Origin of the sequence: Jannaschia seosinensis, from assembly GCF_001408515.1 — a bacterium.
GTDB lineage: Bacteria > Pseudomonadota > Alphaproteobacteria > Rhodobacterales > Rhodobacteraceae > Jannaschia > Jannaschia seosinensis.
Genome location: NZ_CYPR01000106.1, coordinates 1 through 25,563, shown reverse-complemented (window position 1 = coordinate 25,563; position 25,563 = coordinate 1). Strand labels below are relative to the sequence as shown.

The 25,563-nt window shown below is 68.7% G+C and carries 27 protein-coding genes; 13 read left to right on the top strand and 14 right to left on the bottom strand.

What is annotated here, in order from left to right; genetic code table 11:
* Positions 1-15 precede the first annotated feature (15 nt).
* From JSE7799_RS08605 to JSE7799_RS08595, 3 genes are read right to left on the bottom strand one after another with little or no spacing between them, the layout of a single operon-like run.
* Entirely contained in the window at positions 16-630 is a 615-nt protein-coding gene (locus tag JSE7799_RS08605) for a TorD/DmsD family molecular chaperone (RefSeq protein WP_055663243.1), read from the bottom strand.
* The gene (locus JSE7799_RS08600; RefSeq protein ID WP_055663242.1) at positions 627-1,235 is read right to left on the bottom strand and encodes a DUF3306 domain-containing protein; all 609 of its coding nucleotides are present in this window, start codon (positions 1,233-1,235) and stop codon (positions 627-629) included. Before JSE7799_RS08600 ends, JSE7799_RS08605 begins: the two co-directional genes overlap by 4 nt.
* Positions 1,232-1,798 (bottom strand): DUF3305 domain-containing protein, encoded by a 567-nt coding sequence (locus JSE7799_RS08595; RefSeq protein WP_245624840.1) that lies wholly within the window; start codon positions 1,796-1,798, stop codon positions 1,232-1,234. Before JSE7799_RS08595 ends, JSE7799_RS08600 begins: the two co-directional genes overlap by 4 nt.
* Positions 1,799-1,895: 97 nt before the next feature.
* Here JSE7799_RS08595 and JSE7799_RS08590 point away from each other — a divergent pair, with 97 nt between their 5' ends.
* From JSE7799_RS08590 to JSE7799_RS08570, 5 genes are read left to right on the top strand one after another with little or no spacing between them, the layout of a single operon-like run.
* Complete coding sequence (locus JSE7799_RS08590) at positions 1,896-3,815, top strand: 4Fe-4S binding protein (protein WP_055663241.1); 1,920 nt, start codon at positions 1,896-1,898, stop codon at positions 3,813-3,815.
* Positions 3,816-3,827: 12 nt separating this feature from the next.
* Positions 3,828-4,031: a DUF6494 family protein gene (locus JSE7799_RS08585; RefSeq protein WP_055663240.1), complete on the top strand. Its 204-nt coding sequence runs from the start codon at positions 3,828-3,830 to the stop codon at positions 4,029-4,031.
* On the top strand, positions 4,028-5,092 hold the full coding sequence (locus JSE7799_RS08580; RefSeq protein WP_055663239.1) for an Mrp/NBP35 family ATP-binding protein: 1,065 nt from the start codon (positions 4,028-4,030) through the stop codon (positions 5,090-5,092). The genes JSE7799_RS08585 and JSE7799_RS08580 overlap by 4 nt, the downstream gene beginning before the upstream one ends.
* Positions 5,085-5,756 carry a biotin/lipoate--protein ligase family protein gene (locus JSE7799_RS08575; RefSeq protein WP_055663238.1) on the top strand — a complete coding sequence of 224 codons (672 nt, stop codon included), beginning with the start codon at positions 5,085-5,087 and terminating at the stop codon, positions 5,754-5,756. Before JSE7799_RS08580 ends, JSE7799_RS08575 begins: the two co-directional genes overlap by 8 nt.
* Positions 5,753-6,223 carry a DUF6505 family protein gene (locus JSE7799_RS08570; protein ID WP_055663237.1) on the top strand — a complete coding sequence of 157 codons (471 nt, stop codon included), beginning with the start codon at positions 5,753-5,755 and terminating at the stop codon, positions 6,221-6,223. Before JSE7799_RS08575 ends, JSE7799_RS08570 begins: the two co-directional genes overlap by 4 nt.
* 93 nt (positions 6,224-6,316) lie before the next feature.
* Here JSE7799_RS08570 and JSE7799_RS08565 read toward each other — a convergent pair whose 3' ends face one another.
* Positions 6,317-6,916 (bottom strand): enoyl-CoA hydratase/isomerase family protein, encoded by a 600-nt coding sequence (locus JSE7799_RS08565; RefSeq protein WP_055663236.1) that lies wholly within the window; start codon positions 6,914-6,916, stop codon positions 6,317-6,319.
* Positions 6,913-7,662 carry an SDR family oxidoreductase gene (locus JSE7799_RS08560; RefSeq protein WP_055663235.1) on the bottom strand — a complete coding sequence of 250 codons (750 nt, stop codon included), beginning with the start codon at positions 7,660-7,662 and terminating at the stop codon, positions 6,913-6,915. The genes JSE7799_RS08565 and JSE7799_RS08560 overlap by 4 nt, the downstream gene beginning before the upstream one ends.
* A 74-nt stretch (positions 7,663-7,736) precedes the next feature.
* Between JSE7799_RS08560 and JSE7799_RS08555 the strand changes: the two genes are divergently transcribed.
* From JSE7799_RS08555 to lpxK, 6 genes are all read left to right on the top strand, one after another.
* The gene (locus tag JSE7799_RS08555) at positions 7,737-9,194 is read left to right on the top strand and encodes a hypothetical protein (RefSeq protein WP_055663234.1); all 1,458 of its coding nucleotides are present in this window, start codon (positions 7,737-7,739) and stop codon (positions 9,192-9,194) included.
* 105 nt (positions 9,195-9,299) lie between these two features.
* A complete protein-coding gene (locus tag JSE7799_RS08550; RefSeq protein WP_055663267.1) occupies positions 9,300-10,643 on the top strand; it encodes a TldD/PmbA family protein in 1,344 nt (447 codons plus the stop codon).
* Positions 10,630-11,412 carry a 3'(2'),5'-bisphosphate nucleotidase CysQ gene (locus JSE7799_RS08545; RefSeq protein WP_055663233.1) on the top strand — a complete coding sequence of 261 codons (783 nt, stop codon included), beginning with the start codon at positions 10,630-10,632 and terminating at the stop codon, positions 11,410-11,412. Before JSE7799_RS08550 ends, JSE7799_RS08545 begins: the two co-directional genes overlap by 14 nt.
* A gap of 63 nt (positions 11,413-11,475) precedes the next feature.
* Entirely contained in the window at positions 11,476-11,718 is a 243-nt protein-coding gene (locus JSE7799_RS08540; protein WP_055663232.1) for a DUF4170 domain-containing protein, read from the top strand.
* Positions 11,719-11,722: 4 nt separating this feature from the next.
* Positions 11,723-13,003 carry a 3-deoxy-D-manno-octulosonic acid transferase gene (locus tag JSE7799_RS08535; RefSeq protein ID WP_055663231.1) on the top strand — a complete coding sequence of 427 codons (1,281 nt, stop codon included), beginning with the start codon at positions 11,723-11,725 and terminating at the stop codon, positions 13,001-13,003.
* Between the two features lies 1 nt (position 13,004).
* A complete protein-coding gene (gene lpxK, locus JSE7799_RS08530) occupies positions 13,005-13,979 on the top strand; it encodes a tetraacyldisaccharide 4'-kinase (RefSeq protein WP_055663230.1) in 975 nt (324 codons plus the stop codon).
* A 51-nt stretch (positions 13,980-14,030) separates the two neighbouring features.
* Here lpxK and JSE7799_RS08525 read toward each other — a convergent pair whose 3' ends face one another.
* Both JSE7799_RS08525 and JSE7799_RS08520 read right to left on the bottom strand, forming a co-directional pair.
* Positions 14,031-14,690 (bottom strand): DsbA family protein, encoded by a 660-nt coding sequence (locus JSE7799_RS08525; RefSeq protein ID WP_055663229.1) that lies wholly within the window; start codon positions 14,688-14,690, stop codon positions 14,031-14,033.
* A complete protein-coding gene (locus JSE7799_RS08520; RefSeq protein WP_055663228.1) occupies positions 14,687-15,217 on the bottom strand; it encodes a DUF721 domain-containing protein in 531 nt (176 codons plus the stop codon). The genes JSE7799_RS08525 and JSE7799_RS08520 overlap by 4 nt, the downstream gene beginning before the upstream one ends.
* A gap of 74 nt (positions 15,218-15,291) precedes the next feature.
* Between JSE7799_RS08520 and JSE7799_RS08515 the strand changes: the two genes are divergently transcribed.
* A complete protein-coding gene (locus tag JSE7799_RS08515; RefSeq protein WP_055663227.1) occupies positions 15,292-16,299 on the top strand; it encodes an A/G-specific adenine glycosylase in 1,008 nt (335 codons plus the stop codon).
* A 74-nt stretch (positions 16,300-16,373) separates the two neighbouring features.
* Positions 16,374-17,519: an alkane 1-monooxygenase gene (locus JSE7799_RS08510; protein ID WP_055663226.1), complete on the top strand. Its 1,146-nt coding sequence runs from the start codon at positions 16,374-16,376 to the stop codon at positions 17,517-17,519.
* A gap of 6 nt (positions 17,520-17,525) precedes the next feature.
* Here JSE7799_RS08510 and kdsA read toward each other — a convergent pair whose 3' ends face one another.
* From kdsA to JSE7799_RS08475, 7 genes are all read right to left on the bottom strand, one after another.
* Positions 17,526-18,362 (bottom strand): 3-deoxy-8-phosphooctulonate synthase, encoded by an 837-nt coding sequence (gene kdsA, locus JSE7799_RS08505; protein ID WP_055663225.1) that lies wholly within the window; start codon positions 18,360-18,362, stop codon positions 17,526-17,528.
* A 1-nt stretch (position 18,363) separates the two neighbouring features.
* On the bottom strand, positions 18,364-19,149 hold the full coding sequence (locus JSE7799_RS08500; RefSeq protein ID WP_055663224.1) for a 3-deoxy-manno-octulosonate cytidylyltransferase: 786 nt from the start codon (positions 19,147-19,149) through the stop codon (positions 18,364-18,366).
* Positions 19,146-20,117, bottom strand: coding sequence for a KpsF/GutQ family sugar-phosphate isomerase (locus JSE7799_RS08495; RefSeq protein ID WP_055663266.1), 972 nt, complete (start codon positions 20,115-20,117; stop codon positions 19,146-19,148). Before JSE7799_RS08495 ends, JSE7799_RS08500 begins: the two co-directional genes overlap by 4 nt.
* 400 nt (positions 20,118-20,517) lie before the next feature.
* Positions 20,518-21,822 carry a UDP-glucose dehydrogenase family protein gene (locus JSE7799_RS08490; RefSeq protein WP_055663223.1) on the bottom strand — a complete coding sequence of 435 codons (1,305 nt, stop codon included), beginning with the start codon at positions 21,820-21,822 and terminating at the stop codon, positions 20,518-20,520.
* A 96-nt stretch (positions 21,823-21,918) separates the two neighbouring features.
* Positions 21,919-22,929 carry an SDR family NAD(P)-dependent oxidoreductase gene (locus JSE7799_RS08485; RefSeq protein WP_055663222.1) on the bottom strand — a complete coding sequence of 337 codons (1,011 nt, stop codon included), beginning with the start codon at positions 22,927-22,929 and terminating at the stop codon, positions 21,919-21,921.
* A gap of 51 nt (positions 22,930-22,980) precedes the next feature.
* Complete coding sequence (locus JSE7799_RS08480; protein WP_055663221.1) at positions 22,981-24,888, bottom strand: polysaccharide biosynthesis protein; 1,908 nt, start codon at positions 24,886-24,888, stop codon at positions 22,981-22,983.
* Between the two features lie 362 nt (positions 24,889-25,250).
* Positions 25,251-25,563: transposase (locus tag JSE7799_RS08475; protein ID WP_186201883.1), on the bottom strand; the 313-nt coding region annotated here is incomplete at its 5' end.

The following is a 25,563-nucleotide window of genomic DNA, read 5'->3' as shown; positions in this document are numbered from 1 at the left end:
TTGCGGCGGCGCTTTTCAGGCGGCCGCGAGCCTGAACGCCTCGCGCTCGATCTGCATGAATTCGCGTCCGACATGGCCCACATGGGCGTAGAGACGCGCGGTTTTCGCCTTCGACAGGTCGTCGAAGAAATGTCCGGCCCAAGGGGCCACGTGGCGTGCCCAGAATTCCCGCTGGCGCGACAGGGCGAGCGGCGCGCCGAAGCGGCCGACGATGATCGCGCCCATGACCTCCATCAGCGACGCGATGCCATCCTCCGGCTCGAACACACCCTCGGCACGGGCCAGCCCCAGCGCACGGAAGTCGCGGCGCAGCGTCGCGAGCGGCTTCTCGTTGAGAAAACCGGTCAGGTAGAAGCTGGCATAGGGAAGCAACTCACCGCGCCCCAGGCCGATGAAGAGGTCGGTATATTCGCGGGCGGTGGTCTTCGGATCGGCATTCCGGGCGGCGGCGGCAAGCCCATCGATGGCGCGGCCCAACGGCGTGGCATCGCCCGACAACGCGGCGCTCTGGTCCAAGATCATGCGATCCATCGGCCGGGCGAGAACGAGACCCAAGAAGTTGTAGAGGTCCGCCCGCAGGCGATCCTCCTGAGACGGCTGGCCCGACGCTGTCGCGGCGCTTGCGTTCATTCGTTTTCATCCCCCTCGAAGGTGAAGCGCATCCGGATCGGCCGATCCTCTCGCATCACCGGCGGTGCCGCCTCCTCCTCCGGGACGGCATCGTCTTTGGAGGTTTCCACGACGGACGCTTCCGGATCAAGCGGTTTCTCTTCAAGGGTTTGCGGCGAATTTACCTGACTGATTTCATCGGAATCCAGCTCCGCCCGCGCCTCCGCAGCCATCCGCTCCACGTGCCGCGCCAACCCGCGGCCAACCTCGTAGCTCGTTTTCAGCACGCCGCCGCCGAGGTCATTGCCCGTGAAATCCGTATCGTAGTCATTCAGCCCGTCTAGATTGGCCAGGACCGGATTCGACCGCCAAAGACTGCGCAATGCCCGGTTTCGCAGCGCCAGGGGCACCGCCCGCGCCATGAAAGCGGCCACATCGTCGCCCGAACGGATCCGGTCCGGATCGGGAAGGCCGAGACGCGCGAGCTGTTCGGCCTCGGGCAGGTCCGCGATCTCGGCTGCCTCCAGTTCCGCCGACGAGTCTTCGGCCGCGCGGGCGGCTTCGGCCTCGGCCGCCGCCTCCGCTTCGGCGACGGCGCGGCGGCGGCGGGACCAGAAGTCGCTCATTTCCGCGTCCGCAGCGATTTCGGCGTGCGCCAGACATCCGCGCCCTGACGGATCCGCGCATCGCCGATCCCGTTCTGTGCATCGCCCTCCTCGCGACGGTCGCGGCGGCGCTTGACGAAGGGCACATCCTCGTGGTGCGCGACGACGAAGGCCTTGACCCATTCCTGCATCGCCGGCGGCATGGCGACCTTCTCGACCCGGTCCTCGCCGTCGATCTCGTTGAAGCTCGCCTCGAAGGGGGAGGCGGTGACACGATGCGGTTCCGGCCGGCCCGCCCCGCGCAGCGCGACCCAAACCGACGGCACGTCCGAGGCGGCGAGGTTCTGCACGAGGCTGTCCGTGTCGCTGCGATGCAGCTCCAGCGCCAGGGTCGCCGCATGCCATTCCGCGACGTCACCGGCCTCGCGCAGAACCCGCCACGCGGCGGGCGGCGCGAAGGGGATCACCCCGGCCAGCGACCAGACCTCCGCCTGCCAGCGGGTCACGCCGGGTGTGACCCGCAGGATCACGCCCACGGGCATGGAAACGGTGCGCGGCACGTCGATCTTCGGTTGGTCGTCCATACCGGTCATCGTGACGCAGCCGCGCGGTCTGGGGAAGGGGGTTCTTGCGTCTGGCGGCCGGCCGTGGCTTTGTGCCGCCCCATCAAGGGGGATCACCATGTCCGGACATGTCGTCCTGTGCAACTGCGCGGGCACGCAGGCCATAGACGCCGAGACGTTGTCGCAGGCGACCGGCCGGGCGTGCGGCCGCGTGCATGATGCGCTCTGCCTCGCTGCGCCGGAAGTGGTGGCACGCGCCTTCCGCTACCCCGACACCATCATGGCCTGCGGACAGGAGGCGGAGCGCCTGACCGCCCTGGCCATCGAGGGCGGGGCCCCGGTGCCGCGCTTCGTCGATATCCGCGACCGCGCGGGATGGGGCGGCGGCGATCCGACGCCGAAGCAGGCCGCACTTCTGGCCGAGGCGGCGCTGCCGGCCGCCGTGACGCCGGTGGTTGATGTCACGTCGCAGGGGCTGTGCCTGATCGCGGGACCGCCCGACGCCGCGCTCGCCGCGGCGGAGCGGCTGCACAATGCGCTGGCGGTCACCGTCCTGCTGCCCGAGGGCGCCGAGGCCCCGCAGGAGCGCCGCTTCGACATCGTCTCGGGCCGCATCCGGCGCGCATCCGGCGCGTTCGGCGGCTTCGAGGTGATGCTGGATTCCTTGCGGATGGTGGATCCGGCGGGCCGCGACATTACCTTCGGCGCCCCCCGCGACGGGGCCAAGACCCGCTGCGACGTGATACTCGACCTGACCGGGGGCACGCCGCTCTTTCCCGCCCACCACAAGCGCGAAGGCTACCTGCGCCCCGATCCGAAATCGCCGCTCGCCGTGGCCGATGCCGTTCTGGAGGCGAGCCAGATGGTCGGCACCTTCGAAAAGGTGCTGCATGTCCGCGTGGAGCCCGCGCTCTGCGCCCATTCGCGGGCCGAGCAGACGGGCTGCACCCGGTGCCTCGACCTCTGCCCCACTTCGGCCATAACGCCCGTGGGCGATCATGTCAGCGTCGATCCGATGATCTGCGCGGGCTGCGGGGCCTGTTCGGCGGCCTGTCCCTCGGGCGCCATTTCCTACGACGCGCCGCCGGTGGAGGACGTGTTCCGCCGGATCGAGGTGCTCGCCCGTGTGTACCGAAGCTTCGGCCGCGCGCCGTCGCTCGTCGTCCATGACGATCACGGGCGCGAGATGATCGCGCTGTCGGCCCGTCACGGGCGGGGCCTGCCCGACCATGCAATCCCGCTGCACCTGCCCGCGCTCGCCGCCTTCGGTCATGCCGAAATGCTCGCGGCGCTCGGCGCGGGCTTCGCGCGGGTGGACGTAATCCCCGGCCCCCGCACGGAACGCGCGCCGCTGGAATACCAAGCCGCGCTCGCCGATGCGCTGGCCGGGCGCGCGGCGGTGCGGCTTCTGGATGTGGCGGATCCAGATGCCATGGAATCAAGGCTTTGCGAGGAATTACCCACGGGTAATTCCGATCCGATCCTGCCGCTGGGTACCCGGCGGCAGGTCACCCGCGTCGCCGCCGCGGCGCTGCATGACGGCGCGCCCACGATCGCATTGCCCGAGGGGGCCCCCTACGGCGCGGTCCTCGTGGACAAGGAGGCCTGCACGCTGTGCCTGTCCTGCGTCTCGCTCTGCCCGTCCGGCGCGCTTCTCGACAATCCCGACCGGCCCGAGTTGCGGTTCCAGGAGGATGCCTGCCTGCAATGCGGCCTCTGCGCCAATATCTGCCCCGAGGACGCGATCGCGCTGGAGCCCCGGATGGATCTGTCGCCCGCCGCCCTGAGCCCGCGCATCCTCAACGCCGAGGAGCCGGCGGAATGCGTGGAATGCGGCAAGCCTTTCGGCGTCGCCTCCACCATCGAGCGGATCGCCGGCATGCTGGCCGACAAGCATCCGATGTTCGGCGCGGAGAAGGCGCGGATGATCCGCATGTGCGATACCTGCCGGGTGAACGCGATGGCACATTCGCGCGACAACCCCTTCGCGGGCGCGCCGCGTCCGGTGACACGCTCCACCGACGATTACCTCAACTGAACGGAGGTCCCCATGACCGACAAGAAGTCCGACGAGTTCAACATGTCGATGCGCAAGTTCCTCAAGCAGGTCGGCGTGACCTCGCAGCAGGAGATCGAGAAGGCCGCCCGCGAAAGCGGGCATGAGGGCCCGTTCCACGCCAAGGTCGTTCTGACCATCGACGGGCTGGATCTCGAGCACGTCGTGACCGGAACAATCAACGGCCGCCCGGAATGAGCGGACCCGCGCGCGAGGACGTCCTCGCCACCCTGAAGGAAATCTCCGCGCCGGGCGGGGGCGACATCGTGTCGGCCGGGCTGGTGCGCGCGCTGTCGGTCGAGGGCGGACAGGTCCGCTTCGTCATGGAGATCGCGCCGAGCCAAGCCGAGGCGATGGCCCCCGTTCGCGACGCGGCCGAGGCGGCGCTGCGCGCGATGCCGGGCGTGGAGAACGCGACGGTCCTGCTGACCGCCCATTCCGACAAGGCGCCCCCCGATCTCAAGGCGTCGCGCCCGAAGGAACCGACCGGGCCGCAGCCCGTGCCGGGCGTGGCGCGGATCATCGCCGTCGCATCCGGCAAGGGCGGCGTGGGCAAGTCGACGCTCTCGGCCAATCTCGCCGTCGCGCTCGCCGCCGAGGGGCGGCGCGTGGGCCTGCTCGATGCCGACGTCTACGGCCCCTCGCAGCCGCGGATGCTGGGCGTGACGGGGCGGCCGCAATCGCCCGACGGCAAGACCATCCTGCCGCTGCGCAATCACGGCGTCACGATGATGTCGATGGGCCTGATGACCAACGAGGATCAGGCCGTCGTCTGGCGCGGACCGATGCTGATGGGCGCGCTGCAGCAGATGATGAACCAGGTGCAATGGGGCACGCTCGACGTGCTTCTGGTGGACCTGCCGCCGGGCACGGGCGACGTGCAGATGACGCTGAGCCAGAAGTTCGCTCTCGACGGCGCGATCGTGGTCTCGACGCCGCAGGACGTGGCGCTTCTGGACGCGCGCAAGGGGATCGACATGTTCCGGCAGATGGGGGTTCCGATCCTCGGGCTGGTCGAGAACATGAGCACGCATGTCTGCTCCAATTGCGGGCACGAGGAGCATATCTTCGGCCATGGTGGCGTGGCGGCCGAGGCGGAGAAGCTCGGGGTGCCGCTTCTGGCGGAAATTCCGCTGCACCTGTCGATCCGGGTGGCCGCCGACGGGGGCGCGCCGGTCGTGGCCTCGAAATCCGGCTCGCCGCAGGCGGAGGCGTTCCGCACGCTTGCCCGGCGGCTGGTCGAAATGGGCCATGGCTGACGGGTCCGGCGCGGCGCCGGCGGCGCCGTCCTTTCCGCCGATGCTGCGCGGCCAAAGCGCGCGCGACCCGTGGGCCGAGGCCATGACGGCGGCGCGTGCGGGCTGCGACGGCGGCACGATCTTCTGGCGGGCCGGCGATGCGCTGGAGGCGGCCGTCGTGCTGGCACCCGATGTGCCCCGCGACCGCGCCGCCCAGATGATCCCCCTCGCGGCGGTGGCGTTGCGCGACGCGCTGGGGGCGATCGGGCCGCCGGAAATGCCGGTGCATCTGGGCTGGGACGGCTCGATCCTCCTGAACGGGGCCGAGGCAGGGCAGGTCCGCGGGATGGCCCCTCCGGGTGCGGGCGTGCCGGATTGGCTGATCGTCCACCTGCACATGCGGTTCTTGCCCGAAGACAGCCTCGACCGCACCGCGCTGTGGCAGGAGGGAGCCGGCGAGGTGATGCCCGTGCCGCTGCTGGAAAGCTGGTCGCGTCATCTGCTGCATCGTCTGTCGGAATGGGAGGACGGGCCGCGCCCGCTCCATGCCGAATGGCTGGCCGCGATGTGGGACCGGGCGCATGACAAGACCTTCCTCGGGCTCGACGAGGCGTTCGGCCGCTTGCGCCGCGACGGCGCGGCGACCACACTGGACCCCCTCGACACCCTGCTGGAGACGCCATGAACCTCGCCCGCGCGATCCATTTCGACGATAGCGATACCCGCGTCTATCACGTACCGGCGCGGACGGGTGAATGGTGCATTCCCGGCGGGTTCGAGTTCTCGGACTGGACGGAGGCGGATCTGGTCGGCCGGGCGCGGCAGGCCTTCACCAACGGCTGGCTGGGCCTCGACACGTTCGGGCGCGCGACCTTCGTCGCCGTCACGCGGATCGAACCGGCGGAGCGGGATGCGCTGATCTCCGCGCTGGCCGACCATTTCGTCGCCCTCTACGGCGCGCCCTCGTCGGAGGCGGCATGGTCCGTCGCGGCGCAGGAGATCGACGCGATGATCGACCTGTGCGACGGGGTGGAGCCGAACCGCGTGATGACCGTCGCGCGCGCGCTGGGCGAAGCGGGCGTGACCGAGACCTTCCGCATCTTGGAGCCGCGGGACGCGGAGCTCGTGCAGGTGGCGGTGCACGGAGATTGAAGGAGCCAATCTGGCTCGTATCGCGCCACGGGTTTTTCATCCAAGGTAGAATGACCTCGGAGCGGTTCGTGACGGAGCGGGCTGCGCTCGACGCTATGGCGGCGGGATCATCGCCTTGAGGGCTGCGACGTGGCTGGCCGGCCCCGGTGCCAGCGCGCGCGCGGCGGCCAGCGGATCCGCGTCGATCCGGTCGATCAGTCCGAAGGCCAGCGCCTCGGCCGCGTCGAGGCGCGCGCCGCCCGCAAGGATCAGCTTCGCGCGCGCCGGCCCGACCAGCGCGACGAGGCGGGGCGGATCCGAGGGCGGCGGCAGGAAGCCCAGCTTCGCCACCGGATAGAAGAACGTCGCATGCGGCGCGGCGATGCGGATGTCGCAGGCCAGCGCCATGCCATGCGCCCCGCCCACCAGAGACCCGTTCAGCGCGGCCACGGTCAGGCAGCGCCGCGCTGCGACCGCGCCCGACAGGCGCTCCCAGAGCGGGGAGGTCGCGAGCCCCGCCCGCGCCGCCTCCAGATCGGCGCCGGCGCTGAAGATCCGCCCCGCGCCGGTCAGGACCATCAGGCGGAGATCGTCACCCGCGCCCTCCACCTCCGCGATGAGCGCCTCCAGCATCGCCGCGGTCAGGGCGTTCGCCTTTTGCGGCCGGTCGAGCGTGAGGGTCAGGACGTCGCCGTCCCGCTCCGCCCGGATCACGCCAGGCCGATCCGTTGGCGCAGATCCGCGTCGCGCAACGACAGCTCGGTGCCCAGAAGATCATCCGCCTGGGACCCGCACATCCAGACCAGCGCACGCGCCACCCAGTCGGGCGGGATATGATCCTCCCAGTCGAGCTGCGCGATGGGGCCGACCCCGCTGGCCTTGATCTCGCGCTGCATCTGGGTGGCGACCGTGCCCGGCGACAGGCCCATGATCCGCAGCGTGTCGCCGTTCTCGACATGCAGCGCCTCGGTCAGCATCTTCGCGCCGGCCTTGGAGACGCAGTAATGCGACCAGCCGGCCAGCGCCCGGTGCGCCGCGCCCGAAGAGATGGTGATCATCGTCCCGGACCCCTGTCCCAGCATCACCGGAAGCGCGGCGCGGGCCACGTGGTAGACCCCCTTGAGGTTCACGTCGATCACCCCGTCCCAGGCGTTCGGATCGCTCTCGGCAAGGGTGTCGATCGGTTCGATCACGCCGGCATTGTTGACGATGACGTCGAGCGTTCCGAACGCGGTGACCGTGGCGCGGACCGCACGTTCCACCTCCATCCAGCGCGACACGTCGCAGGGAATGGCCAGCGCGCTCGGCCCGATTTCGCCGGCGAGGTCGGCGATGGCGTCGGTGCCGCGCGCCAGAAGCGCCACGTTCGCGCCGGCACGCGCGAAGCTGCGCGCGGCGGCGGCGCCGATGCCGCGCGAGGCGCCGGTGATCAGGACGGTCTTGGCGTTCAACTCTGTCATGTCTGTCTGCCTCCGGTTGACCCCGCGCACGGGGGGCTAGATGCTGTCGTCAGCATCATAGAGGAACGCTCGCCATGCCGAAACATGCCATCTCCGGGGCCGCGGCCCTGATGCTCGCCACCGCGCCCGCATTCGCGGAGGTGGATGCCCGGACGATCTGGTCCGACTGGCGGGACATGTCGGCACGGTTCGGCGGCGCGTTGACCGCCGGGGACGAGACCTATTCCGGCGGGGTGCTGACGCTGGACGGCGTGACCCTGACGACCGACATGGCCGGGACCGAAGGTGCGGCCGAATACGGCACCATCCGCCTGATCGAGCGGGATGACGGGACCGTGCGCGTCGAACTGCCCTCCGAGATCGTGCAGATCACGACCTCGGAGGTGGAGGGCGAGGCGATCACGCAGACCTTGCGTATCACCTACGACGATCTCGACGTGGTCGTGTCCGAGGAGGACGGCCCGCGGGAATACGACATCGCGGCCAACAGCGTCGACATCGCCATGACCTTCGAGGCGCCCGATGGCGAGGGCGGGACGGTCACGATCACGATGCAGGAGGTCGATGGGCTCTACCGCTCCGGCATCGATGGCGATGCCAGCGCCTTCGCACAGGATCTGGCCGCCGCGGCCATGGTCCTGCGGGCCCGTTCGGCGGCGGATGAATTCGCCATGATCTACACGCTCGACGATCTCACGGCCGAGATCGCGGGCAACCTTCTGGCCGGTGGCGATGAGATCGAGACGCTGGCCGACTTTCCGATCCGCTATGCGGGCACGATTGCCCATTCCGGCAGCACGTTGGGCATCATCGGCGACGAGGATATGGGCGGCGGAGAGATCTCCGGCGCGTCCGAGGCCGGGACGCTGGGCGTCACCTTCACCGACGAGATGCTGGGCTACGTCGTCACCTCCACGTCGCCGAGCCTCATCGCACAATGGCCGGATTTTCCCGTTCCGGTGGAACTGGCCGCCGAATCCGCGACCACCGAGATCGCCGTCCCCTTCGGCGTGACGGGTGAGGCCGCACCGTTCCGGTTCCTGGCCGCCTATCGCGACGTCGTGCTCAACGAGGCGGTCTGGGGCATGTTCGACCCGACGGGCCAGTTGCCGCGCGAGCCGGCGACCGTGGTGCTCGACCTCGATGGGGAGATCGTGCCCAACGTGGACATCTTCGGCGACCCGGAGGCCATGGCGGAGCTTCAGGGCCCGCCGGGCGATCTTCGCACCCTGTCGATCAACGAGATCCTGATCGCCTTCGCCGGGGCCGAACTGCGCGGGGAGGGCGAGCTCGAATTTCCCGGCAGCGGCGCCATGCCCGAGCCGCTCGGCACGATCGAACTGGCGCTGGACGGGGGCTTCGCGCTGCTCGACCGGATCGTGGCTTTGGGTCTCATCCCGGCCGAGCAGGCCGCCTTCATCAGGGGCATGGCCGGCGCGGTGGCGGCGCCGACCGGCCCGGACCAGCTTGAAAGCACGATCGAATTCACCGAGGGTGGCGGCGTCACGGCCAACGGCATGCCGCTGCGCTGAGCGGTCCGGTCCGGCGGGGATCTGCGCCGGGCCGAAACGGGTGGCGGCCTTGTGGTACGGAGGGTGCGGGGCTACGTGCCTTGCGACGACCGCAAGGGGCACCGCATGACCGATCTCGCGCATCTGACCGAACGCCTTCTCCACGCCGCGACCCGAGCGGGGGCGGAGGCGGCCGATGCCTTGGCGGTCAGCGACACCTCGATCTCGGTCGATGTGCTGAAGGGCCGTCTGGAACATGCTGAACGATCGGAGGGCGTGGAGGTCGGGCTGCGCGTGCTGGTCGGCCGCAGACAGGCCTGCGTCAGCGCCTCCGACATCTCCGATGCCACGATCGCGCGAATGGCCGAGCGTGCCGTCGCGATGGCCCGGGCCGCGCCCGAGGACATATATGCCGGGCTTGCCGATCCCGACCGGCTGGCCCGCGATTTCGATGCGGCGCGGCTCGATCTGGTGGACGATGCGGCGGCGCCGTCACCCGAGACATTGCAGGACATGGCCGCCCGCGCCGAAGCGGCGGCGCTGGCCGTGGACGGCATCTCGCAGGTCTCCGCCGCGGGGGCGGGGCGGGGCGCGCGGCGGCTCCATCTTGCGGCGACGAACGGCTTTTCGGGCGGCTACGGCCGGACCGGGACGTCGCTTTCCTGCGTGGCGATCACCGGGGCGGGCACGGGGATGGAGCGCGACTACTACGGCGACAGCCGGATCCATGCCGCCGACCTCGACACGCCCGAAACCGTCGGCCGCATCGCGGGGGAGCGGACGGCGGCCCGTGCCGGCGCGACGAAGCCGCCGACCGGTGCTTGGCCCGTGATCTACGACGAGCGTGTGGCGAGCCAGTTGATCGGACATCTCCTGTCGGCTGTCTCCGGCACCTCGATCGCGCGCGGGTCGAGCTTCCTGCGCGATGCGCTGGGGGCGGCGGTTTTACCAGACGGCATCGACCTGATCGAGGATCCGACACTGCCGCGCCTGTCGGCCTCGCGCCCGTTCGACGCCGAGGGCCTGCCGGTGGCGCGGCGGTCGATCGTGTCGGGTGGCGTGCTGCAGGGCTGGACGCTCGACCTCGCCACCGCGCGCAAGCTTGGCATGGAGAGCACGGGCAATGCGGGGCGCGGCACCGGAGGGCCACCCTTGCCTTCGGTCACGAACGTGATCCTGAGCCAGAGCGACCGGTCGCGGGCGGATCTGATGCGCGAGATGGGGACAGGGCTGCTGATCACCTCGATGATCGGCTCGTCGGTCAATCCCACGACGGGCGATTATTCACGCGGCGCGTCGGGCTTCTGGGTCGAGAACGGCGAGATCGCGCGGCCCGTGAACGAATGCACCGTGGCGGGCAACCTGCGCGACATGCTGCGCACCATCCGGCCCGCGAACGACGCGCGCCGCCACGTGTCGCGGCAGGTGCCGTCGCTTCTGGTCGAGGGGCTGACGATTGCCGGCGCCTGAGGCGGCGGACCTGTCGCTTCTGGCCGACGCGGCGCGTGCGGCGGGGGATATCGCGCGCCGTCATTTCGGCCAAGGCCCCGAGAGCTGGGACAAGGGGCACGGTCAGGGCCCGGTGAGCGAGGCGGATCTCGAGATCGACGCGATGCTGCACGCGGATCTGACCGCGGCCCGACGCGATTACGGCTGGCTTTCGGAGGAGACGGCGGACCATCCGCAGCGTTTGTCGCGCGACCGCGTGTTCATCGTCGATCCCATCGACGGCACGCGCGCGTTCCTCGCCGGTGAGCCGACATTCACCCATTCGCTCGCCATCGTCGAGGGCGGCCAACCCGTGGCCGCGGCGATCTACCTGCCGATGAAGGATCGCTTGTTCCTTGCCGCGCGCGGGCAGGGGGCGACGCGGGACGGCGCCCCGATCCGGCCGTCGGACATGGCCGCCTTCGACGGGGCGACGGTGCTGGGCTCGCGGGCGAATTTCGCCAACGTGAACTGGCGCGGGGGCTGCCCGCCCGTGACCCGGCGCTTCGTGCCGTCGCTGGCATACCGCCTGGCGCTGGTGGCGGAGGGCCGCTTCGATGCGATGGTGATGCTGCGGCCGGCCTGGGAATGGGACATCGCCGCGGGCGCGCTGATCGTGTCCGAGGCCGGCGGATCCATCACCAATCGCCATGGCGGGGCGCTGCGCTTCAACAATTCCAAGCCGATGCTCGACGGCGTGATCGCAGGCGGCGGGCCGCTGGCGGAGGCGTTGCTCGACCGGCTGGTCTGAGGGGGCCATTCACCCCGCCACGCCGACGCGCTATGGGGCGGGGAGATACCCAAGGAGGTTCCGATGGTCCAACGCCTGCATCTCGTCTTCGGCGGCGAGCTGGTCAGCCCCAGCTCCAACAAGTTCGCCGATGTCGACAAGATCGACATCGTCGGCATGTATCCCGATTACGCCAGCGCCTTCGACGCGTGGAAGGGTGCTGCGCAGCGCACGGTGGACGACGCCCACATGCGTTATTTCATCGCCCATATTCACCGGCTGCGCGACGAGGAGCGCGAGGCGTCGCCGACCGAGGAACTGGGCTGACATCATGCCCCGTTCGCCCCTGCTGGGCGCCTATCTGGCCTTTGCCGAACACGGCGCCCGCTGGGGCGACCGGGTTCTTCGGCGCAGGCTGGCGGCGGGCAAGGAAGATGCCGCGCGGCTCGAGGAGCGTCGCGGCATCGCGTCCCTCCCGCGTCCCGAGGGGCCGCTGATCTGGCTCCATGCCGCCAGCGTCGGGGAGAGCGTGTCGCTCCTCGAGATGATCCGCCGCATCGGGGAGGAGCGCCCGGAGCTGTCGTTTCTGCTGACGACGGGCACGGTCACCTCGGCGCAGGCCCTGTCGGATCGGCTGCCGGAGGGGGTGGTGCATCAATACGTGCCGCTCGACCTGCGGCCGTGGATGCGGCGGTTCCTCGATCACTGGCGTCCCGATCTCTGCGTTCTGGCCGAAGGAGAGATCTGGCCCGGCCTGATCCACGAGACGTCTGCGCGCGGCGTGCCGATCGCCATGATCAATGCGCGCATGACCGATGGTGCGCATCGCCGCTGGCGCGTTGCGCGGCGGGCGGCGGCGGCGCTTCTGTCGCGGATCGACGCGGTGCAGGCGCAGGAGGCGGAGACGGCGGAGCGGCTGCTCTCGCTCGGTCTGCCGCGCCGGCGTCTGGAGGTGACGGGAACGCTCAAGGAAGGCTCGGCCGCGCTGCCCCATGACGAGGCGGAGCGGCAGCGGCTTGCCGCGCTCTTGAACGGGCGTCCCGTCTGGCTCGCCGCGTCGACGCATGAGAGCGAGGAGGCCATTGCCGCCGCGGCCCATTCCGCCGCCCGCCGGTCTTGGCACAAGCTGCTTCTGATCATCGCGCCGCGCCACCCGCACCGGGCCGATGCCATCGCGGCGGAACTGCGCGGCGCAGGTTGGAAGCTGGCGCGGCGCAGTGCCGGTGAGGAGATCACCGACGAGACGCAGATCTACCTCGCCGACACGATCGGGGAGATGGGCCTGTGGTACCGGCTTTGCCCCGTCAGCCTGATCGGCGGATCGCTGATGGAGATCGGGGGGCACAATCCGTTCGAACCCGCGGCCCTCGGATCGGCGATCCTGCACGGCCGCCATGTCCACAATTTCGCCGACATCTATGCCCGCCTGCGCGCGGCCGATGCGGCGCTCGAGGTGGACGAGAAATCCCTTGCGCCGGCCGTCGTCCGCACGCTGGAATCCGACGAGGCCGCGCGGCTGGCGCATGCCGCATGGTCCGTCTGCTCCGAGGGGGCGGATGTGACGGAAAAGGCGGTGGATCTGCTGCTTGCCATGCTGGACGGGGTGGCCTGACATGCCGCGGGCCCCGCGCTTCTGGTCCCGGCCTCCGGGCGCGCTCAGCACGGTTCTGGCGCCGCTCGGGGCGCTTTATGCGGCCGGGACGGCGCGGCGTGTGGCGCGGGCGGGTGCGCGCGTGGACGTGCCGGTGATCTGTGTGGGAAACCTGACGGCCGGGGGCGCGGGCAAGACGCCGACGGTCATCGCGCTGGCCGAGCGGCTGGCGGCGCGGGATGTTGCGGCGCACGTCGTCTCGCGCGGGCATGGCGGGCGGCTGGAGGGGCCGGTCCGTGTGGATCCGAGAGTGCATGAAGCCGACGAGGTGGGCGATGAGCCGCTCCTGCTCGCCGCCTTCGCGCCGACATGGGTGGCGCGCGACCGGGCCGCGGGGGCGCGCGCCGCGATAGCCGCCGGAGCGGAGGCGATCCTGCTCGATGACGGATTCCAGAACCCCGCGCTGGTCAAGGATCTGTCGATCGTGGTGGTCGATGCCGGGGCGGGTTTCGGCAACGGGCGCGTCATTCCCGCAGGTCCCTTGCGCGAACCGGTGGCGGCGGGGCTGGCACGGGCGGACATGCTCCTGAGCATCGGTGCGGCGCGTGCGGCGGTCGAGACGGATCTGCCGCACATGCTGGGCCGTCTGGTGCCGCTGGCCACCGGGATGGATTGGGCGGGCCTGCCGGTCTTCGCCTTCGCGGGGATCGGGCGGCCGGAGAAATTCTTCGAGACGCTGCGGAGCGTCGGGGCGGAGGTGAAGGGGACCGAGGCGCTGGCCGATCATCAACCGCTCACGCCCGCATTGCTGAAGCGGCTCGGGGAGCGGGCCGCGCATCTGTCGGCGCAGCCGGTGACGACGGAGAAGGACGCCGTTCGTCTGCCGCCCGCCCTGCGGGGCCGGGTCATGACCCTGCCCGTGCGGTTGCAGATCGTCGATCCGACCCCGCTCGACGCGGCGCTGGATGCGTTGTTCGCAACGAAAGAGGCCGTGTGACGGTATCGCCAAACGGCCCCTAAGGGTCACGTCTTCGGATAATCCCGCGGATCAGCCGGCGGCTTCGTCCACCAAGGCACCGATCTGCGCGAGGCTCATGTTGCCCGAATGCAGGTTCCCGTCGATCACGAAGGAGGGGGTCGACCGGACGCCGTCCTCGGCGGTCTTCGCCTCGTACCAAGCCACGAGGGCCTGCGCCTTTTCGGCATCCTCCAGGCAGGCATCGGCCTCTTCCGGCGACAGGCCGGCCTGGGCGCCGATGCGCTTGAGGCTCTGGGCGACCGCGGCGGGATCACCCTGCCGGGCCCATTCGCTCTGGGTCTGGTAGAGCATGTCGGCCACGCCGAAATACCGCTCCGGGCCCACGCAGCGGGCGATCATCGCGGCCCAGAGACCGTAGCGGTCGAAAAACACCTCGCGGTAGGTGAAGTGCACCTTGCCGGTGTCGATGTACTCCCGCTTGAAATCCTTGAAGGTATCGTTGTGGAAGCTTGCGCAATGCGGGCAGGTATAGCTGGCATATTCCACGACCTTGACCGGCGCATCTTCGCGGCCGAGCGTGATTTCCGCGATATCGGCCGTGCCCTGCGCCCGGGCCGCGCCCAGATCCACGAGGCCGGACGTGGTGGAATTGCCGTTCCACAAGCCGTACGCGCCCGTTCCGAGAATGGCGGCGCCGCCGAGGATCAGGGCTTTGCGTCTGTCGATCATGTCTTTCCTCCTTGGCGCGCGGTGTCGGCGCGTCGCCTCGATATGATGTTGGCGGCAAGCCGTTCAAGGCTGTCGCGCAGGGCGGGGTCTCCGACGCCGGCGGCGGTCTTGCGGGCTTCGGTGCGGACGATTTCGGGCGTCTCGGGCGGTTGTGCCGCGCGGTTCGGATTGGTCTCGAACGACACCTGCCCCTCGGCAAAGCCGGTGGGCGCGGTCTGGGTCAGGGTGATGCGGCTGATCGCGCGGTAGCCGTAGCAGGCGTTTACCTTCTCGATGATCCGGGGAAGCTGCATCTCCAGCATCGGAGCCTGTGCCCCCGTCGTCAGCACCTTGAGCACCGCCCCGAAGCCGCTGCGCGGAAAGCTGACCTGAACAGGCCGGCAGATTGCGGCGATGTCGGGGCCGACGATCTCCGCCCAATGCGTGAGCAGCCGCGATTCGGCGAAGCCGCGGGATTCGCCCAGACGGCGGACATCGCGTTCCACGAGGGTCGAGACGCGGCGCGCGGATTTGCGGAAGCTGGCCATGGTCGCGGGGTTCCTCCGAATGACGGCTCATCCTACATCACGGGTGGGCCGGGGAAACAGGGGGAGCTTCACCGATGCGTGATCCGAGGGCGGTGGCGTTGCGCGACTGGTACGACCGGCATGCCCGCGATCTGCCGTGGCGCGTGCCGCCGGGATCGGCGGATCGGCCCGACCCCTATCGCATCTGGCTCAGCGAGGTGATGCTGCAGCAGACCACGGTTGCGGCGGTCAAGGGGTACTTCGCCCGGTTCACCGCGGCCTGGCCGGATGTGGGCGCGTTGGCGGCGGCGGCGGATGCGAATGTCATGGCGGCCTGGGCGGGGCTCGGATATTATGCGCGGGCGCGGAACCTGCTGGCCTGCGCACGGGTCGTGGCGGGCGAGATGGACGGGCACTTTCCGCAGACGGAGGCGGAGTTGCGGGCGTTGCCCGGAATCGGCCCCTATACCTCGGCCGCCATCGCCGCGATCGCCTTCGATCAGCCCGCCGTGGTCGTCGACGGAAATGTGGAGCGCGTGATCTCGCGTCTCGCCGCCATCGAGACGCCGCTGCCTGCCTCGAAACCCGAGATCCGCGCGGAGGCGGCGGCAATGACGCCCGAGGAGCGGCCGGGCGACCATGCGCAGGCGATGATGGACCTGGGTGCCACGATCTGCACCCCGCGCAATCCGGCCTGCGTTATCTGCCCGCTCGCGGTGCATTGCGCGGCGCGTGCCAAGGGCACCGCCACGAGCTTGCCGCGCAAGGCGCCTAAAGCCGCGCGGCCGGAACGGCGCGGCTATGTCTATCTTGCGCGGCGTGGCGACGAATGGCTGACGGAGATGCGGCCGGAACGGGGGCTTCTGGGCGGCATGCGGGCCTTCCCGACATCGGACTGGTCCGAGACGCCCGCGCCCGCGCCGCCATTCGCGGCGGAGTGGAAACCCGTCGGCGAGGTGCGGCACGGCTTCACCCATTTCCGCCTGACGCTGCAGGTGCTGACCACGGGGGCGGCGGGAAATCCGGACCGGGGAACGTTCGGTCCGCTGGATCCTGCGTCCTTGCCGACGCTGTTCGCCAAGGCCCATGCCCTGCTAACGTGATGTCGAACCTGCCGCGCCCGAGAAAGGTGCGGGCAATAGGCGAAGGAGAGGGTGTTGGATCCGGATAGACGTGCATGACGATTGTCACGCTGGAGGAGGACCGGGTCCGCGGACCCGCCGCGGCGCTGCCGTTCTGGATCTCGCTGACCATGGTGCCGGTCATCTGGTTCAGCGCGGTGCAGGGCGGATGGTGGGTTCTGTCGGTGCCGGTTTATGCTTGGGGCCTGTACTCTGTCCTCGACCTTGTGGCCGGAACGGAGGAGCGCAATGCCGACCCCCTGACGGATCGATCGCAGCTGGGCTGGTACCGCGCGATCACGCTGCTCTGGGGGCCGGTGCAGATTGCGACGCTTTTCGCGCTGATCGACTACGCGACCCGCGCGCCGCATCTGGGCGTGTGGGAACTCGTGGGCCTGTTCTTCGGGATGGGTGTCGTGTCGGGCACGATCGGCATCAACTATGCCCATGAGTTGCTGCACCAGAAGCCGAAATGGGACCGGTGGACGGCGGATCTGCTGCTGGCGTCGGTGCTCTATTCGCATTTCCGGTCGGAGCATCTTCTGGTCCATCATCGCCATGTCGCCACCCCGCGCGACCCGGCCACGGCCCGTTACAACGAGGGATTCCACCGCTTCTATCCACGCGTCCTGCGCCAGAGCCTCGTGTCGGCCTGGCGGGCGGAGGCGGCGATGCTGGCGCGCCGGGGGTTGCCGTTCTGGCACATTGGCAACCCGTTCTGTCGCTATGGTGCGTTGCAGGCGGCGATGCTGTCGATGGCGCTGCTCCTGGGGGGATGGACGGGGCTGGGGCTGTTTCTGGTGCAGGCGGGAACCGCGATCTGGCAGCTCGAGCTCGTCAATTATGTCGAGCATTATGGCCTGACGCGGCGCCATCTGGGCGGCGGCAGATACGAACCCGTGCGCCCGCATCACTCGTGGAACTCGGCGCGGAAGGTGTCGAACTGGATGCTGATCAACCTGCAGCGTCATTCCGACCATCACTATAAGCCCGACCGGCCTTTTCCCTTGCTGCAGACCTACGACGAAGAGGAGGCGCCGCAACTGCCTGCGGGCTACCTGGCGATGACCGCGGCGGCGATGGTCCCGCCGCTCTGGCGGCGCATGATGAACCCGCGGGTGCGCGCATGGCGGCGGCGGCATTACCCCGACATCGGGGATTGGTCCGCTTGCCGCGCCGCCTCGACCCCCTTGAGACGCTAGGGCCGGTCAGCGGCCCTTTCGCAGGTCGTCGAAGGCGCGCAATTCGGCGATCAGGTCGGCCATCCGGTCGATGGGGATCATGTTCGGCCCATCGGACGGGGCGTTGTCGGGATCCTGATGCGTTTCGATGAAGAGGGCGGAGATACCGACCGCGCAGGCGGCCCGCGCGAGGACCGGCGCGAATTCCCGCTGCCCGCCGGAACGGCCGCCTTGGCCGCCGGGCTGCTGCACGGAATGGGTGGCGTCGAAGACCACCGGGTAGCCGGTCGCCTCCATCACCGGCAGGCCGCGAAAATCGCTGACCAGCGTGTTGTAGCCGAAGCTCGTCCCCCGTTCGCAGAGCAGGATGTTCTCATTGCCGGTGGACGCGACCTTGGCGGCCACGTTGGCCATGTCCCACGGGGCGAGGAACTGGCCCTTCTTGATGTTGACGACCCGCCCCGTCTGGCCGGCGGCCAGAAGCAAATCCGTCTGGCGCGACAGGAAGGCGGGGATTTGCAGGATATCGCAGACGTCGCCCGCGGGTGCGCAATGGCCCGGCTCATGGACATCGGTCAGGACGGGGCAGCCGAACTCGGTTCGGATCGTGTCGAGGATGCGCAGGCCCTCCTCCATCCCGAGACCCCGCTCGGTGCCCAGAGAGGAACGGTTCGCCTTGTCGTAGCTGGCCTTGAAGACGAAGCGTGTGTTCGTCGGCGCGCAAGCTGCGGCGATCCGCTCCGCCATCATGCGCGCATGATCGAGCGATTCGAGCTGGCACGGCCCGGTGATGAGCATGAACGGATGGTCCCCGCCGCAGGGGATGTCGGCGACGTCGACGACCTTTGCGGAAATCGGGTTCATCTCATTCTCCTTTCAGAACGGCTTCTATGCGGGGCACGTCCTCGGGGTTGTTGAGTTCCCAGAATACGCGGCCGCGCGATTCGACCTCGACGCAGGCGACGGTCGCGCCGTTTTCGATGAAGCGGAGTTGCTCCAGCCCCTCGTTGCGTTCCAGGACGCCCTCGGGCCACCCGACATAGGCCCGTAGCGCGTCGGGACGATAGGCATAGACGCCGACATGGTGGAAGACCGGGATGTTCTCGGCCGGCACCTTGTCGGGGTGGATGTAGGGCACGACCTCCTTGGTGAAGTAGAGCCCGTGGCCGCGCGCGTCGAAAACGGCGGTGGTGCCGCCCACGCGGCCGGCGCGGCGATCCTCGACGAACATGTCGTAGGTCCGCCGGTCGCAGCGCAGAACCGGCGTGGCGACGGCCGCCTTCGTGTCCTCGGCCATGCGCGCGATCAGCGCTTCGATGAACCAGGGCGGGGTCAGCGGCGCGTCACCCTGAAGGTTGACGATCAGATCCGCCTCCAGCCGGTCGAGCGTATCGGCACACCGCTCGGTTCCGTTGGCCGCGTCTCGGGAGGTCATCAGCACCGAGGCGCCGAAGTCCTCGCAAGCGGCGCGGATCCGGTCGTCGTCGGTGGCGACATGCACGGCATCGACGCCGCGCACCTGCTGTGCGGCCTCCCACGTCATGCGGATGAGGCTTTTGAAGCTCCCGTCGCCTTGACGCAACTCCACCAGCGGTTTGCCGGGATAACGGCTGGACGCGTAGCGTGCCGGGATCAGGATCGTGGTCTTCATGCGACACCCGCTCTGAGAAGATCATGGACATGCAGGATCCCGACGGGGCGGCCATCCTCGCAGACGACGAGGACGTTGATCTTGCGCTCGTTCAGAAGCGCGAGCGCCCCAGCAGCCAGCATGCCGGGCGTCACCGTCAGCGGATCGCGCGTTGCGACGTCGCCGGCATTGCGCGACATCAGATCGGCCATGTTGCGGCGCAAATCGCCGTCGGTGATCACTCCCAGAAGCGCATCGCCGTCAGTGACGGCGGCGATCCCGAGCCCCTTGCTCGTCATCTCGATCAGCGTCTCGCCCATGGGCGTGTCGGCGGCCACGAGCGGCATGCGTTCGCCCGTCTGCATCAGTTGCGAGACCCGCGCCATCTGCGCGCCCAGCTTGCCGCCGGGGTGGAACACCGAGAAATCTTCGGCCCGGAAATTGCGTCGCCGCAGAAGCGCCACTGCCAGCGCATCGCCCAGCCCCAGCGTCAGCGTCGTGGAGGTCGTGGGGACCATGCCGATCCCGCAGGCCTCCGGAAGGGCGGGCAGGGTGAGGCGGAAATCCGCGGCCTGCATCAGAGTGGAATTCGGGCGCGAGGACAGCCCGATCAGCGGCACCGAAAAGCGCGCGGCATGGGCCACGATATCGCGCAGCTCCGCCGTCTCGCCGGAATTGGACATCGCGAGGATCGCATCGCCGTCGCCGATCATGCCGAGATCGCCATGGCTGGCTTCGGCCGGATGGACGAAGAGCGCGCGTGTCCCCGTCGAGGCGAGTGTCGCAGCGATCTTGCGCGCGATATGACCGGACTTGCCGATGCCGGTGACGATGACGCGGCCGGGAAGTGTCGCGATCAGGTCGACCGTGGCGGCGAAGTCGGGCGGCATTGCATCGGCCAGCGCGGCGAGCGCGGCCGCCTCGGTACGCAATACCTCGCGCGCCGTTTCGGTCGGGTCGGAACAGGTCTCGGGGGTGGCATTGGTCATGGCCTCGGCAGATAGGCGCATGGGCCGGGTCGCGCAACTAGACCGCAAGCCGCCGATCGGCGGGAAGAAGCGCGTTCTTCTAAGCCGCGCTTGGGCAGAGCGTTGCGCCGGAGGTAAGCTCTCTGGGTTCGGAGCTGACTGGGGCGCGCCCCCTTACGTGATGACAGCCGAAGAAGCCGCCTATCGGGTGTCGGGCGGGACCTAGTCGGGAAGCGACGGTTCGCTGTCCCCGGCGCTGCTCGGGATCGGATCGGCAGTGAAACACCCGTTGCGCAGATGCGGGCGGAGGAGACTCGCCGCGCCTCCGCTGAAGGTTGCAAATCTGCCTTTTGCCGGCGGCCAGTCCAGGAGATTCCGGGACTGGCCGCGCATGTTACGGTGGGCGAAGTGGCGCCGCCGGTTATCGGCCGACCGCCTCGTAGGCTTCGAAACCAGCCTCTTTGGCGACCGCTTGGGAATAGACGTTGCGCAGGTCGGCCATGCGGGCACGGGCCATGGATTCGGACATGCGCGTCAGGTCGAGGGCGCGGAACTCATTCCACTCCGTCAGCAGGACCAGCAGGTCCGCCCCCTCGGTGGCGGCATAGGGATCGTCGAGCCACTCCACGCCGGGCAGCATGTTCTCGCCCTCGCGCGCGCCTTCCGGATCGACGACGCGCACCTTGGCGCCGCCGCCCACGAGGGCCGGAACGATCGTGAGCGAGGGGGCGTCACGCATGTCATCGGTATTGGGCTTGAAGGTCACGCCCAGCACCGCAATCGTGCGCCCGTTGAACGACCCGTCGCAGAGATCGCGCAGCTTGCCGACCATGCGGTTCTTGACGCCTTCGTTCACGCGAATGACCGTCTCGACGATCTGCATGGGCGATGCGTGTTCCTGTCCGATCCGGGCCAGCGCGGCGGTGTCCTTCGGGAAGCACGACCCGCCATAGCCCGGTCCGGCATGGAGAAACTTGTTGCCGATCCGGCCGTCGAGGCCCATGCCCTTCGAAACCTTCTTGACGTCGGCGCCGACCTTTTCGCACAGCGCCGCGATCTCGTTGATGAAAGTGATCTTTGTCGCGAGGAAGGCGTTGGCGGCGTATTTGATCATTTCGGCCGATTCGAGATCGGTCACCATGATCGGGAAGTCCCGCAGGTAAAGCGGGCGGTAGATGTTCGACATGACCTCGGCCGCGCGATCCGTCTCGACTCCGACCACGACGCGATCGGGCCGCATGAAGTCGTCGATCGCCGCGCCTTCGCGCAGGAATTCGGGATTGGAGGCCACGTCGAATTCGGCCTGCGGATTGGTTGCGCGGAGCGTGTCGGCAACCTTGCGGTTCGTGCCGACGGGGACCGTCGATTTGGTGACGACGACCGCGTAGCCGGTCAAGGCGCGCGCGATTTCCTCGGTGGCGGCCATCACGTAGCTCAGGTCGGCATGGCCGTCGCCACGGCGCGTCGGCGTGCCCACGGCGATGAAGACCGCATCGGCACCGGCCACGGCGGCGGCGAGGTCGCTGGTGAAGCTCAGCCGGCCGGCGGCGACATTGCGCGCCAGCAAATCGTCGAGGCCCGGCTCGAAGATCGGCACCTTTCCGCGGTTGAGCATTTCGATCTTGCGGGGGTCGCGATCGACGCAGACCACTTCGTGCCCGAAATCGGAAAAGCAGACCCCGGAGACGAGGCCGACATATCCGGTTCCAATCATGGCGATGCGCATGGGTGCTTCCTTTGTTGCGTCTTTTGAGTAGCGGCCGGGCTTTCGCGGGCCGGATAATATGCTTAGCGCCCCGGAGGGGGCGCGGGCGTGGAAATTTTATGTCGTGTCGTCCGGTGCGTATTCCGACAGATACCAAGCCACGAACGCGCGCACGCCCTCCTCGATCGGGGTGCGCGGCAGAGCATGCCCCAGAAGATCGGTCAGCAGAATCGTGTCGGCCCACGTCGCGGGCACATCGCCGGGCTGCATGTCCATCAGGTTGCGTGTCGCCGTCCGGCCGGTGGCGGCCTCGATCGCCGCGATGAAACGGTCAAGTTCCACCGCTTCGCCATTGCCGATGTTGACGATGCGATGGGGGGCGACGGGGCTGAGGCTGTCCGCGGCGGAAACCGGCACGTCTCCCGGGATCACGTCGATCAGCCCGGTGATCCCGGTCACCAGATCGTCCACGTAGGTGAAATCCCGGCGCATGCGCCCGTGGTTGTAGACGTCGATCGTCTCGTCCGCGAGGATCGCGCGCACGAACTTGAAGGGCGCCATGTCCGGGCGTCCCCAGGGACCATAGACGGTGAAGAAACGGAACAGCGTGGTCGGCAGGCGGTAGAGGCTCGCGTAGCTGTGCGCCATCGCCTCGCCGGCCTTTTTCGTGGCGGCATAGAACGAGATCGGATGATCGGCGCGGTCGATCTCGCGGTAGGGCATGTCGGGGCTTGCGCCGTAGACGGAGGATGTCGACGCCATCAGAAGATGGGCGGGCGGATAGGCCCGCGCGGCCTCAAGGAGTTCGAACGTGCCGGCGAGATTGGCGTGAAGATAGGTGCGCGGCGCGTCGATGGAGTGGCGCACGCCCGCCTGTGCGGCCAAGTGGATCACGGCCTCCGGGCGATGGGTCTCCATCAATCCGGCGACGAGGCCCGGTTTGGCGATGTCGCCGGTCACATGTTCGATGTCGCCCGAAAGCTGCGCATTCCGGCGGTGTTTGAGGGTCGGGTCGTAATAATCCGAAAGGTTGTCGAGCCCGATGACCCGCCAGCCCGCATCGAGCAGCCGGGCGGCGACGTGATGGCCGATGAAGCCCGCGGATCCAGTGACGAGTGCCGTTTTCATGTTCGAGCCAGTGCCGCAGTGTGCGTGCGCTGTCAAACGGCGCGGCGCATCTCAGACGCGTTGCGCGGGGGCGGCCTGCGGCGTGTCCGTCGCGGCCGGCGTCTTGATCAGGCGCGACACCACGGCGAAGGCGGCAGCGGAATTGCCTGCCGCCAAGGCTTCGCGGCTGCGGCGGATGATGTCGGCCATCTCGAATTCCGACAGCCCGGCCTCGCGCGTGCGGAAGATCTTGCTGTGGGCGGTTGGCCGCTCCGAACCATTGAAGAACAGCTCTTCGTGGAGTTTTTCGCCGTCGCGCAGCCCGATGAACTCGATGGCGATGTCGCCTTGGGGATTGGCCTCCGACTGGACGGTGTATCCGGCCGTTTCGATGGTCTGACGCGCGAGGTCGACGATGCGGACGGGGTCGCCCATGTCGAGGACGAAGACCTCGCCGCCCTTCGCCATGGCACCCGCCCGCAGCACGAGCCGCGCGGCTTCCTGGATGGTCATGAAGTAGCGGGTGACATGCGGATGCGTGACGGTCACGGGGCCGCCGCGGCGGACCTGCTCCTGAAAGATCGGGACGACGGATCCCGATGACCCGAGCACGTTGCCGAAACGCACCATTGAGAGGGTCGTGCCGCCCTCTTCCACGCGGCTGGCGATGTCTTGAACGATAAGCTCGGCCAGGCGCTTGGTCGCGCCCATGACACCGCAGGGGCGTACGGCCTTGTCCGAGGAGATCAGGATGAACCGCTCCGCACCCGCCTCGACGACGGCCGTGGCAAGGATATGGGTGCCGAGCACGTTGTTGGCCAGACCGGCGAGCGGGTTGCGCTGAACGAGATCGACATGCTTGTAGGCCGCCGCGTGCAGGACGACCTCGACCTGATGTTCGGCGAGCACGAGCCGGACCTGCCGCCCGTCGGTAACCGAGCCGAGGACCGGCACGAGCTCGACCCCTTGCTCGCGTGCCGTGCCTGCCAGTTCCTGCTGCACGGTGAAGAGCGCGATCTCGCTCAACTCGAACAGGACCATCTTGCGCGGTCGGCATTCGAGAAGCTGGCGGCACAGTTCCGACCCGATGGAGCCGCCCGCCCCGCTGACCATCACGGATTTGCCCGTGTAAATGGCGGCGCTTTCCAGCGGGGCCTTCACCTCATCACGGTTGAGGAACATCTTCGGACGCAGCGTCTCGAGCCGGTCGACCAGACCGTCGCTGCCGATGATCTGCGAGAATGACGGCAGCGCCTCGACCTCCAGGCCCAGCCGCTGCAGCCGCCGGGCGATGCGCGCCTGCTTGGGCGGGCTCAGCGAGGGAACGGCGAGGAGGACGCGATCGATATGCTTGCGCTTCGCGATCTCGGCGATGTGGAGCGGCGTGTACACGGGCAGGCCCGCTATGGTCACGCCCTGAAGAGCGGGATTGTCGTCGACGAAGGCGACGGCATCGATCTCGTGATGGCTGCGGAACGCTTGGGCGAGTTGGGAACCGGTCACGCCCGCGCCGTAGATCAGCACGCGCTGGACGACCGCCCCACGGCGGTAGATCGCGAGGACGATCTGCAGCGCCACCACGCGGGCTACCGAAATGCCCAGCCAGACCGTCATGGCGAAGATGAGGAAGCCCGCGGGGGGGAGCGCCACGTCGAACAACGCGGTCAGGAGTGCGCCGCCCAAGGCCACGGCGCAGGCGATCGCACCGGCCCGCAGAATGGCGGCGCCGTCGAATTCCGCCAGCCTCAGGGCCGGAAGACCCGACAGCGCGAGCAGGGCCATGGAAAACGCCGCCAGAACCGGCGCCGCGACCAACATGATGTCCGCGATGCCCGGCGCCGTTTCCGGCAGCGGGATGAGCAGGAGCGACAGGACCAGCGAGAGGACCACGATCACCGCGTCGACGATCAGAAAGAACTGATATTTGCGGCGCCGGCGGAGGGACTGGATGAAGCGGTCGGGTTCGAAATTGGGAATCATTCGCTCTGGCTTTCCTGCGGGTCCCCGGCGGATCGGTCGCCGTTGTGTCATCTCCGTCGGGAACGCGTCCCTTGGCCCGGACTAGGCGAGGTTGACGCAAGTGGCAAATGCTGCGTCTCCCCCTGCCTGTTCGGGCGTCGTCCTGCCGAGCGGTTCGGGTCGGGGGGCGATAGGTTCCAGACGTTAAGATGCGGTTAACCCGCATAATTCATGAAGCTGCGGACTTGTGCTCCGTGGGATGGTTTCCCCGGTCTCGGTTTTCTTGCGCGCACCCGGTGTTTGCGTCCGGTTGGCATGCCGGCCGGTGACTTGGGTCTTGGGCGATACGGGTTGATGTTTCGGGGTTTGTCGGGGCGCATGCGTCAGGCTGTTTTCGGTGGGGCGAGGGCGTCGAAGAGAAGGAGGAGAAGTCCCTTTCGGGGACACGATGCCGGCAGGGTCACGATGATCCGGGTCTTCTTTTCGACGATGGTGGCGGCCAGTTTGACGANATGCAGCCGCAGCGTGTCGAACTGGGCGCGGCGCCATGGTGAACGTTTTGGGCAAGCCGCGCGGAGCTTCCACCAAATCCAGTAGGCGCAGCCGTGCAGCATCAGACGCATCTGATTGGCGTTCGCCTTCGAGCACGACGTCCGGTCTGCTGCGAGGTGGGCCTTCCACGCCTTGATGTGGTTC